At 50.8% G+C, this 11,215-nt stretch carries 9 protein-coding genes and 1 pseudogene; 8 read left to right on the top strand and 2 right to left on the bottom strand.

What is annotated here, in order from left to right:
- Positions 1-722: 722 nt before the first annotated feature.
- From VH86_RS16805 to VH86_RS26375, 8 genes and pseudogenes are all read left to right on the top strand, one after another.
- A complete protein-coding gene (locus tag VH86_RS16805; protein WP_045816888.1) occupies positions 723-1,229 on the top strand; it encodes a DinB family protein in 507 nt (168 codons plus the stop codon).
- 453 nt (positions 1,230-1,682) lie between these two features.
- Positions 1,683-1,859 carry a DUF3606 domain-containing protein gene (locus VH86_RS25195; protein ID WP_072050621.1) on the top strand — a complete coding sequence of 59 codons (177 nt, stop codon included), beginning with the start codon at positions 1,683-1,685 and terminating at the stop codon, positions 1,857-1,859.
- Between the two features lie 909 nt (positions 1,860-2,768).
- Entirely contained in the window at positions 2,769-3,026 is a 258-nt protein-coding gene (locus tag VH86_RS16795; RefSeq protein ID WP_045816886.1) for a helix-turn-helix domain-containing protein, read from the top strand.
- Positions 3,027-4,398: 1,372 nt separating this feature from the next.
- Positions 4,399-4,635 carry a DUF2171 domain-containing protein gene (locus VH86_RS16790; RefSeq protein WP_045816885.1) on the top strand — a complete coding sequence of 79 codons (237 nt, stop codon included), beginning with the start codon at positions 4,399-4,401 and terminating at the stop codon, positions 4,633-4,635.
- 783 nt (positions 4,636-5,418) lie between these two features.
- Entirely contained in the window at positions 5,419-5,658 is a 240-nt protein-coding gene (gene ycgZ / locus VH86_RS16785; protein WP_045833577.1) for a regulatory protein YcgZ, read from the top strand.
- A 156-nt stretch (positions 5,659-5,814) separates the two neighbouring features.
- Positions 5,815-6,087, top strand: coding sequence for a hypothetical protein (locus VH86_RS16780; RefSeq protein WP_045816884.1), 273 nt, complete (start codon positions 5,815-5,817; stop codon positions 6,085-6,087).
- Positions 6,088-6,185: 98 nt separating this feature from the next.
- Positions 6,186-6,440 (top strand): biofilm development regulator YmgB/AriR family protein, encoded by a 255-nt coding sequence (locus VH86_RS16775; RefSeq protein WP_045816883.1) that lies wholly within the window; start codon positions 6,186-6,188, stop codon positions 6,438-6,440.
- Between the two features lie 996 nt (positions 6,441-7,436).
- Positions 7,437-7,580, top strand: a pseudogene (locus tag VH86_RS26375) (DNA polymerase V subunit UmuC); the annotation flags it as partial.
- A gap of 470 nt (positions 7,581-8,050) precedes the next feature.
- On the opposite strand, the gene VH86_RS16765 reads toward VH86_RS26375, so the two are convergent.
- Positions 8,051-9,463 (bottom strand): cytosine permease, encoded by a 1,413-nt coding sequence (locus VH86_RS16765; protein ID WP_045816882.1) that lies wholly within the window; start codon positions 9,461-9,463, stop codon positions 8,051-8,053.
- A gap of 276 nt (positions 9,464-9,739) precedes the next feature.
- Entirely contained in the window at positions 9,740-11,206 is a 1,467-nt protein-coding gene (locus tag VH86_RS16760; RefSeq protein ID WP_045816881.1) for an aldehyde dehydrogenase, read from the bottom strand.
- Positions 11,207-11,215: the final 9 nt, after the last annotated feature.

The following is an 11,215-nucleotide window of genomic DNA, read 5'->3' as shown; positions in this document are numbered from 1 at the left end:
CCTGTTCCATCCAGAGCATGCCTACCTCCGCAGCACATCTTCATTCTTCAGTAAAAGTTACGGTGTCGGGTGCCTCCCGATGATTCAGAAAAGCCACAATCCGAATCGCTTCAGTCTATCGTGTACCCTGTGGCTTAGCCCCTCCGCACAGGGGGGATTCACCGTGTTCATAGCATAGCAGCCAGTCGGGCTTTGTTTTCTGACATCATAATAAAATAGTCAGACGGGACTCTGTCCCCCTGCTGCAGCCATTCAGTCAGAAATTTTTTAGTTCGTTTTTCTCAATAGAGTCATGAAGTTTGCTGACCATATTAACCTATCAGGAATGGACGTTTGACCCGGTCGGCTGCTTTTATCTGACGCCAGCATCATCCGTTTATATGTTTCTGCTGGCCGTTTCCGGGAGGTGAATACCTGATCCAACAAGAATTTTCTCACCGGCCTGTCGCAATTCTTATACGCGTCTACACTCTGATTCGCCTCACCCGCCATTACTTATCTTCAGGCTGTTACTGTAGGCTCCCCTGCCCGGCCTTCCATATGGGAGGTATATCCTGAGCCCGATGAGGTATGAATGTAAATTCCCAGTCAGAACCCTGGCTGTCGCAGAAAAGACTGGCAGGAAGGAGTACCGGGTTATCATCCCCAGACAGCACTGGATTAATTAAATTCGTATTACACGTTACCGCTCTGACGGCCGTGATTACGCTTTGGAAAAGATCATGCAAAGAGTCACCGCCCTGACATTACTGAAGTACAAGCGCTGGATGGATGCCGGGATGCTCAGCGCCATTGCCGAAACGGACGCGCGCCGTTTCCGCGCTGAACGCCGGGAAATGCTCAGGCTCATGTACCACATGCACGCCACTGACATGCTTATTCGTGCCAACCTGACGGGGGAAGCGCCTTACCAGCCGAATATCAGACCGCGCAGGATGCCTGAGGAAGCAGTACTGGTGCCGTGCATGCTGGCCTGCTCCGGATGGTTTATTGAATATGCGGCCGGCATGACGGCGGAAGCCTGGGATCGCCCCATAATCTATCGGCGCAGAGACGAAAAGATGGCTCAGACAAGCCCCCTCAGCCTTGTCGAGCAGGTGATACTGCATGGTACGCGCCATCGCGGCGCGGTGAGCTGGCTTATCCATGCATGTGGCGTTAAGCCCCCTCAGGACGTAGTGTCACATTTTCTGCGTGAACAGATGACTTCTGTCGAAAAAAGGGGCTGACAGAATAGCGTTAATCTCAAAGTTTAACCTGAAACCGGGCCAGCCGGCCAAAACAGGGCGAAATCAGGCATCAGGCCTGCTAATCAATTACTGATGGAATTGCAGCAGAAAAGTTAACAGACTTACACCCAGGGGTTTCTGGATGAGAACATTCCGAAGGAAAGCGACCTAATCTTAAATAGCAATCTTTGCAAATTATAGGGTTACGGATTAGGCAATGCGATGTTAGATTGGTGTGCGACATTAGCAGTGCTTAACCCCACCTCTGCGAGAGAGCGTTGTTCCGGCGTGAACAAAACAGGCCCACTGATACTCATTAAGTGGGTTTTTTTTTGATAAAAATTTTTGCTCATTACGGTCAGTCATTTCAATTTTAATCCTCTCAGTTTCAGTGCCATTCTTCGTCTGCGTCACACAGCAAATAAGCCGTTTTGTCCTTAATCCGGGGTTTTGATGAGTTACATTTTTCACCGCCGCGAGCCGGAAGATAAAAAGATCAATGTGATAAATGAACAATGGCAGATTACATACTGGATGCTCACTTTACAGACTACGCAGGATAAGCTGGTGAAAGCTCTCAAAACGGTGGGCACAGACCCGGAAACCGTTAAGCGCTATCTCCTACACTGAGCTTTCTGATTTACCCACCTCCCGGTGGGTTTTTTATTTATATCGGGCCGCCTGTGAGTGCAGCGTGACTGTACCCGGACAGTTCCGGTGACACACTCTTCGTATTAAGTCAGGCTGGCTGTAAGGGCATTAGCCGGAAGTTGGATCCGAAACAGAGAACTCTGAAATAAAAGTTTAACCAAAACGCTTTCCTCTTTGTGATCAACCCTGCAGGCCAGAATGGTGGGCACCCTCAACTCAGGTTTCAGTCGACTCTGTAATTTCTTGCGGCCATCCTGCATCTTTGGTTCAATGTCGGGCATTATATTCACAATGGACGTCTTTAAATTCCCCCCTCGACATATCATACGTCGAAATCAGCATCATTCCGGAAGCGAATGCGTTTCTAAAGATTCAAAGTACACTGCCAGGACAACCATACCTGCAGACATGGCAGCTAACTGTAATTAATTACGTTTCGATAAAAGCAATCTCAATCGTCAGCCTGATTCAGGTCTTTTCGGGCAGGCTGACAGCCGTCGTATCAATGGCTGGAACCGGGACACAATATCAGCTGTTTTTTGCGGAAAAAATAACCCTACCGACTATGATGATGAGAGAAGCCACAGGTGCAGCGCTGAGGGGATGCGACCGCGTCGCATATCATGCGTGAACATACCCCCTGTCTCTGAGTTCGGGTAACGCTGAATATTTTATTCGGGCTTAGAAGAGTCGCCCCTGCTGCTGAAAGCGCTCTGCCTGAGTGCCGTCATAGAGGAGATGCCCGGCACGCTGCTCTCACGCATACTTCGCACATGACAGTTCATACAGGGTTTTCCGGACGGTCATCGGGACAGTGAAACACCATAATTAAGAAATAATGAAAAAGTGCAGTAATTGCACTTTTTCAGGCTTGTAAAAGGAGAATGCATGACAGGATGGCATCTGCGGCAGTGGCGCAGGAGAATGCTCTGGAGCCGGGAGCGCGCGGCGGCAGAGCTCGGCGTGAGCCTGCGTACGTACAAGAGCTATGAAAACGCAGAAGAGATTAAACGCGCGGTGGCCTTGGCAACGGTGACGCTTTCGCTTACCGGGATGATGCCTGCACTCAGGTCTCAGCAGCTGAGCGCAGAACGTCTGCTGCATCTCCTCGGCGAGATGACGGAAAGCGTCAGTGCGGAAGTCTGACCGGGCCGACGTGATCTGACCGCGGATGAAAAACAGAAAACAGCGGATAAAAAAATCCCGAGCGGCTGGCCCGGGAGTAACAGGAGTAAACACTTCCGGTCTGAGGCCGGTGATGTTGGATCCTGAGAGCATGTCAGCTATTGCAATACGTTACATTGGTGTTGGCACGAGGAATAACACACGAGGTAAGCATAGCGCCCGACGCGTTATTTTTTGCCAGGAAGTGTCTGATTTGACGGGGCAAGGTGCCGGTACGGTTACAGTTTATTAAACGCCCTGGTGAAATTGGGGTGAGAAATTCCGTACCGGCACTGTAAAATTTAGCACATTCACTGCGTTCAGGTATCGCGCTCTCCAGGTAACTGAGCACCCTCCCGCCACAACTGCCACATAGCCTGCCTGATGCTGCAAAATCTGGGCGAGTAAAATACACACACGAGCTTCTCTGCCATGGCCGGAGTTACCGGCTTACGATCGCACAATAGTGACTAGACTTCCCGCTGTGCCGGACCGGATATGAGGCGAAGTGATTTTACCGTCATGTCATGTTCAGCGAGCAGTTAAGCCAGAAATCTGCCGGGCGAGGTGCCGCCATCCATAAAGCCTCGGGGTCCGTAAAGGTCATAGACCCAGCATAAGAGGATATCGGCAGCCGCACAAGTTATGTACCATCGTTTATGAGAAATCCGCTGCAATACTTACGCTTGGGACAGTTGTCAGATCAACTTGCGGGGAAGGTGAAATAAGAGACTGCAGAAACAGAAAGGCCCGGAATAAATCCGGGCCATCTGGTACCAGTGCGGCATCATCCTGACACCTAGCTTGCCGTGTCATTATAGTGGGGTTTAATCGAATAAAATGTCAGGATATAGAAAAGTTTTTCTTCCGGTAAGATTTCAGTATGTTTTAACGCTTTTTAGGCAGATTTGTACCGCGTTATTCAGGCAAGGCCTGCCGTTTCAATGATTCTTCCTGACCGGGAAGATGCCGGTTGAAGCTCTGTTAATGGCATGAAGGTAAAGGGGATGAGTACGGGATATGTTTTTGAAAAACCCGGGGCGAGCCCGGGAATAATTCAACGATTCACCTAACCATTACTGGATCTTAAGACACAGTGCAATAATCATGGCCTGTACGTATCGGCTGTCAAATGAATCTGCAAAATAAATCCGACCTTTCACCCCTTAATGACCGTTATTCTGCGCTTTTACACCCCGCGTTTTCCATGTAAAAAACGTCCTACAGATGCCCGGCCGAATGTTTCAATTTGTTAGTTTTAAAAAAATGCAGATAAATAACCTATATTTTGAGTGTGTATCCGTCAGGCTGGCGGGTAAAACTCACTATGAGCAGACGAAACTAAGGATTAACTATGGTTGATAAATCAGAAGTTCTGGACCATGCCCAGGTAGTGGACGTTAACGGTGAGCACGTGGGTATCGTTGACCATTTTGAAGGCGATGACAAAATCAAACTGGCAAAAAGTGACCCGGAAGCCGGTGGCCAGCATCACATCATTCCTTTCAGCTGGGTGAAGGAAGTGGATGACAATAAAGTGATTCTTTCCAAATCCAAGGATGAAGTCGAGAGCGAGTGGCAGGCCGTTTGATCAAACCGCCGCGGCAGAACGCCGCGGCAAACTTTTAACGCTTTATAGTTATTACTGCAAAATTCCCTGGTACTGAACACATCATTTTTTCTCACGCATTTATATTCTGATGTACTCCCTTAAAATCCGCCATCTGAACCCAATATTTTATTTTTTGTCCATATGACAGATTTTTCTTCTGGTGAATGCACCAGTTGCGTCTACAGCGAATCCTGTGGTTGTTATTTTCCCGAAATGGAGGATTTGCTGTGTTTTATCACGACGATGAGAAAGGCCATATCATTATCGGAGAGGCAGCGGTCAGCCTGGTGGTCGCCGGACAGGACATCTCATAAAGGGGCTCTCCGCGATGGCTGACGATGACGTCAGCGATGCGAAGTTTGAGGAAATCTTTGACGCCAGACGCTGGCTCAAGGGATTTCGTCAGTACAGCAGTCGCGAGGAGGCTGTGCTGGATGACGATGACGGGTCAGGAAAACTGACGGATAATACAAACAGGAACCCAGACCGACTCCGGCCCTGACACGACAATGTAAGACTAGCCTCGTATCGGGCGCGATCTGCGCGTTCCGGCCGGAGAAACTGTCAGGGACGACACCTCTGTAGCAATTAAGCTAAATCCCCTGCCCCATACCCCTTTGTTTTATAAGTATAAGCATCTTTTGCCAAAAGAATTCATCACATCCTGCAACATATATCTGTACAGGTTTATAATTTTTGTATAACTTTCCGCGCATAAGCACCCGACCATATTTTAACCGTCCCTTTTTCGAGAGAATAATCATGCGCCAGAACAGCCATAAGCCTAATACTGTGGGAGACATTGCCCGTTATTTTACCGAAGCACAGCTTCCCTCGCAGCAGGAAACGCTGGGGCAAATTGTGGTTGAAATTCTTCGCAGCGGCGCCGCCCTGAACCGGCCGGCCATCTGCGCGAAACTGGTTCGCCGGCTGGAGCTGGCGGGCGGAGCGGAAGAAGAACAGCATTACCGTACGCTAATCGGCCTGCTCTTTGGCCGCTAACAGCCGGTCTGAAGTCAAGCTTCAGCATTGCACCGCAGACCTCATTTTATTGTGGATATTAAATCCGGCGCGGACTGCCCGGATGGAACATCTGCCAGCCTCGTAAGCGGCGGCCGGTAATGTATTGTGCCCCTTTACTGACACCCGGAAAGCGGTATGTACAGAAATAAAAGCGAAAAGATGATGGATATTGCTATTGGTGAGGCTGTGGCCGGATTGCTCAGCGAGAATGCGCCGGTGTCCGGCGTAACGCTGGCAGTCAGGCTGATGGAGATGGCAGCCGGCGAAACCCGCCCGGAACGGGCTGAAGTACTCCGGATGGCGCTGGATGAAGTCAATGCCGCATTGCCGGCGACGCGCCAGCTGCTGAATCCCGAACTGCTGTTCCTGACCGAAGACAGGCCGCCGCCGGGCACACGTCGGCACTGAATACCAGTATTCTCCGTCATGTCACGGAGGCAGGAAGGAGCCTGCAGAGACGGATCGTTACTGGCGATCTCAACCTTGTTTATCCTGGACTATGGGTTATGCAACAGAACACGACAGAACAAGAAATCTTGCGGGCGCTCAGTAAACGTGGCGACCAGGTGGCCCCTGAAACAGAAGTTATCTGTGTCGTACTCGAAAGCCTGAGGGCCCGGGGTGGACGCGTGCTGCGAAAAGACATCATCCTAGCCCTGATAGCGGAGCTGGAGAGTACTTCAGACGTAGTCAGGCTTGACGTTCTGCGCGGTGCGCTTGAGATCGTGGTGGGCTATCCGCACGACATTAATGATGAATAGTTAACCCTGCCGCATTTAACGCCCGAGACGCTTCAACCGTCTGACAACAGCCTGCTCTGCAGGCTTTTTTTCATTTGGTGCCAAGATGCTCAGGCGAACGTAAGCCAGATCGTACCGGGCGAATGTTAAACGCACTGCTTCGTACCAAACCGAGCCGTGACGATGCTCCCTTCATCACAGACAGTGAGATCAGTGGATTCAGTCACTGTGGTAGGCTGATGATGAACATAAATCGGCAGTGCGGCATAATGAAGCCCGGCGGCGGAACGCCGGGCTGTCTGTGTACAGTCAGGAGGCGCCTCCCCGCGGCACCTGACCCGATATCATCATAAGCCCTGTGATAGGATTTTGCCTGAAATAATATTTTGTAGCCGCCTCAGCCAGATAAACACTACTCCCAGATAGCGCGTCAGGCTTTCTCTTGCCAGATAAATGCCGCTCAATAATACTGTACATATAACGAGCACCATTAAGAGGGGGATTTATGCGCAAGTTGCATACAGCATTAACACGTTGCCCTGGAATTGTTACGGGAGCAAGGTTGTGAAACCCGCGAAATACGCCCCCGGCCAGACGCTACTCTGGCTCCCCGTTTTCATACCGCGCGTACACTTACCATTATAAGCCGAGCCATGTGCTGCGGGATTCCCCCTCACCTGCCGCCGATTATGTCGAAAAAATCTGGACCTGAAAGAGCACTGCATTCCGCTGGCACGCCGCCATGTTCTTCGTACGCGCCAGTGGCAGCAGCATGCGGGCCTTTGGCTTTATGACGGCGACGTCATGGTGGTTGACCGGGCCGAGTAGGCGTCGCAAGGTGACTTTGTACTCGTTGAGGTGGAAGATGAATTTGTGGTTAAACGCCGGCAGCAGCACCGGCTCGCGCTGCTGCCGGTGAATTCGGCCTACCCGGTAATTTATCCGGAAGAGCTGCAGCTGCTCGGCGTGTTCACCTGGTGGTTTAACAGCACGCGCGCTCTGGAGGTTACGATGCCTATGTTTGGCCCGATGAACTCGTTTTACGCCAGCTGTGAGGTACTGTTTCGTCTGAGCCTGCGCGATAAACCCGTTGTGGTGCTGCCGAATAACGACGGCTGCGTGGTCGCACGCAGCGCCAGTTATGTGGAATTGAAAATCAAATGACTTAGGCGCTCATTTATTCATAACACAAGTGAAAAACGCAGATAAGCATTGTTTCCTGCATCTCTGTGACATTTGTCTTAGCTAAAGCTTGCTCGTAGCAGGGAACTGGCAATCCAAAACGTAAAACGTTCTTCCCGAACTTTGCAGATAGTTTTTCAAAAGGAAAAATCCTGCAGCTTTAAGTTATGTTAACCGCGTGAAGGCACGCAGGACAAACGTAACCTAATTGATGCTGCAGCCAAGTTGCTAAAATCAATTTGGCACACGGGATGCCAATACGCCATAGCTGGCATCGTGCGGAGCAAACTGTACCTATGTAATGCTAGTAGTAGGAAATGTGCTCTATTTTTACAGAGGCCGACATTATAATTACCGGTTTGCAAAGTCAAAGCGGTTCGTTAAACTACATAGCGTATTAGATAAGCGGATGGACTTGCATCTTTAAATTAAACCTTAACGCACTCTGCTTATTGGATTTCTCTTGGCGCCTTACTTTTCCGGTTGCTAACTAGTCTTAGCTCATTTTCCCGATGAAATATTGGATAAGCTATACTTGTCACCACAAAACTAATGATCCAGGAAATGTCCACGCCAGGAATTATATTCGCATAGGGACCAGAAAAGAATGCATTTTCAACAAAGGGCACCTGCACTAAAACACCGGCGAAGTAGACCAGCAAGGCCTGGGTATTCAGCAATCCATAACGTCCGCCGTCTGCACGAAATATCGCTTCAACGTCATACTTTTGCTTATTCACATAATAAAAATCCAGTAGATTAATTACAATCCACGGAATCAATACCGCAATCAATGCCAGAATCAAGTTAATAAAGAACGAAACAAAGTTCTGTGATGCTGCCAGAGCGACTAATACGCTTCCCACTAATACCAGCGCTGAAACCACTAATCGCACCGTCGCACCCGGCGTCCAGTGTGGGCGGAATGTTTGTACTGCCGTAATCAGTGATAATACCGCACCATACAAATTCATTGAGTTGTGGCAGATAATATTGACCAGGAACAACACCATCAGAATGGGTCCGAGCCAGCCAGTGGCGTGGCGCACTGACATCATGGCATCACTGGTTGGTGCGATGTTGACCGCCATCATGCCGAAAATAAAGGCCAGAATAGTCCCGCCACAGGCACCCAGGTAGGTGGCAATAAACGGGCGTGCAATACCGACATTGGCGGGCAGATAGCGTGAGTAGTCAGAGGTATAGGGCGAGAAACTGATTTGCCATACCGCTCCGATACAGAAGGTGCCGAACCAGCCTGCGGCACTCATGCTGCCACGAGACCAAAAGTCTGCCGGCAAGGGTTGAGACACCATCAGCGCCAGGCCCAAAATCAGCGCCGCCCCCATAATCCATGCACCGACTTTATTGATGCGATGGATAAAATGGTAACCAACGATACCAATGGCGGTGGCAAGAATTGCGCCAATGACCGTGGCACTACTTACCGGCATCGATGGGAAGACGTTGTTGATAACTTTACCGGAAAGCGAAATATTCGAGATAAAGAACCCGAGATAAATCACCGTCGTAAAGCTAATCACCAGTAACGAACCGTAACGACCAAACTGCGCGCGGCTCTGCACCATTTGTGGAATGCCGACTTTCGGCCCTTGTGCAGAGGTTAACGCAAGGAAGATCCCGCCAAACAGATGACCGGCAATAATCGCGGTTAATGCGGAAATAACATTCAGATGAAACGTTTCGGTGGCAATCGCACCGCTGACGACCGCCAGCGGTGCAATGTTGGTACAGAACCACAAGGTAAATAAACTGTGCGATTTACCGTGGCGTTCCGATTCCGGAACATAATCCACCGACTTATTTTCTATAATTTGACTCTGACGTGGTTGTGTATTCACCGTACCCTCCAATTCTCAAAGTAGGATTGTTTTTTAATGTGGGTAAAACTTTCCTCGCGAAAAAAAGCCACAGCCATCCCGACGAATGCATTTTCGTCTTCTTATTAAAGAATTGGCGGTAAGACTCCCGGTGCTAATTAATGCTCAACAACTGTACAAGTAACGGTCGTTATAAATAACGACACTGATAATTCCAACGTTATTTCTGGTAGAGTGCGCATTGATAAATGCAAACCAGATTCCCGCAAGGTGCGCATGTCAGCGCACCTTAACCCATCAGCGCATAATAAAGGGATCGCTAATCGGCTCATCGCTGGTGCGCAGCCACACCGTTTTGGTGGTGGTGTATTCCAACGCGGCGTCTATGCCACCTTCACGACCGAAACCGGACTTACCGTAGCCGCCAAACGGCGCCAGCGGTGAAACTACGCGATAGGTGTTCAGCCACACCACGCCGCTGCGCAACTTACGCGTGACACGATGGGCGCGCGTCAGGTTCTGGGTAAATACGCCTGCCGCCAGACCATACTCTGTGCCGTTGGCTAAACGAATCGCTTCGGCTTCATCTTTAAAGGTCAGCACCGACAAGACCGGACCAAATAGCTCCTGCACCACGCTTTCTGCATTTGGCACCGCACTGCAATCCAAAATGGTGGGTGGGAAATAGAATCCCGGTCGATCAATCGGCTGATTGCCAATCACCAGACGCGCACCCTGCTCAATGCTGCGGCTCACGACCTGCTCGATATTGCTTTTCTGGCGCTCGGTACAAAGTGGACCAAACTGCGTCTCCTGCTGTTGCGGGCAACCAATCACAATACCGCGCACTTTACTGGTGAGTTTTTCAATAAAGGCATCTTTAATCTGCTCATCCACCAGCAGACGCGAGCCCGCGACACAGCTTTGTCCTGAGGCAGAGAAGATGGCGGCCACCTGCGCATTGGCGGCACTTTCCAAATCGGCATCGGCAAACACGATAAACGGAGACTTGCCGCCTAATTCCAGCGAGGTGCTGGCGAGGTTTTCCGCGCTGTTGCGAATGATGTGACGTGCAGTATCTGCACCGCCAGTAAAGGCGATGTGATCTACCTGCGCATGCTGGGTCAGCACGGTGCCACAGCCTTCCGCGAAGCCGGTGATCACGTTTATGACGCCCGCAGGGAAACCGGCCTCATGCACCAGTTCAGCAAATCCCAGCAGCGGCGTCGGTGCGACTTCAGCCGCCTTCACCACCACCGTACAGCCGGCCGCAATCGCCGGGCCGATTTTCACCGCGGAGAGAAACAGCTGGCTGTTCCAGGGGATAATCGCGGCAACCACACCAACCGGTTCACGCTTAATCCAAGTTTCCATGTCGGCTTTGTCGATGCTGAGCGTGGCACCGTCCATCTTGTCGGCCAGTCCGGCATAGAAGCGATAGTATTCCGCCACGTAAGCGATCTGCGCCTGGGTTTCACGGATGATTTTTCCGGTATCGAGCGTCTCAAGACGGGCCAGTTTGGCGGCATCGCGTTCAATCAAATCCGCCAGCTTCAGCAGCAATTTGCCGCGCGCACCGGCGGTTAAGCCGCGCCACGCATCGGATTCAAAAGCCCGGGCTGCCGCCTGCACTGCGCGGTCGGTTTGCTCGCTGCGTGCTTCAGCAATCGTGGCCCACGGCTCAGCGGTAGCCGGATTCAACGAGGTGAAGGTCGCAGCCCCAGCGTCAAATTGGCCGTCGATGTAGAGTTTGAAAGATTCCATGACGTCTCC

This window comes from Pantoea sp. BL1, from assembly GCF_000963985.1.
Taxonomy (GTDB): Bacteria; Pseudomonadota; Gammaproteobacteria; order Enterobacterales; family Enterobacteriaceae; genus Pantoea; species Pantoea rwandensis_B.
This window is presented reverse-complemented; position numbering and strand designations above follow the sequence as displayed.

Coding starts and splice junctions, on each gene's coding strand:
- VH86_RS16805 (WP_045816888.1), top strand. CDS start 723: ATGCAAAGAGTCACCGCCCTGACATTACTGAAGTACAAGCGCTGGATG.
- VH86_RS25195 (WP_072050621.1), top strand. CDS start 1,683: ATGAGTTACATTTTTCACCGCCGCGAGCCGGAAGATAAAAAGATCAAT.
- VH86_RS16795 (WP_045816886.1), top strand. CDS start 2,769: ATGACAGGATGGCATCTGCGGCAGTGGCGCAGGAGAATGCTCTGGAGC.
- VH86_RS16790 (WP_045816885.1), top strand. CDS start 4,399: ATGGTTGATAAATCAGAAGTTCTGGACCATGCCCAGGTAGTGGACGTT.
- ycgZ (WP_045833577.1), top strand. CDS start 5,419: ATGCGCCAGAACAGCCATAAGCCTAATACTGTGGGAGACATTGCCCGT.
- VH86_RS16780 (WP_045816884.1), top strand. CDS start 5,815: ATGTACAGAAATAAAAGCGAAAAGATGATGGATATTGCTATTGGTGAG.
- VH86_RS16775 (WP_045816883.1), top strand. CDS start 6,186: ATGCAACAGAACACGACAGAACAAGAAATCTTGCGGGCGCTCAGTAAA.
- VH86_RS16760 (WP_045816881.1), bottom strand. CDS start 11,206: ATGGAATCTTTCAAACTCTACATCGACGGCCAATTTGACGCTGGGGCT.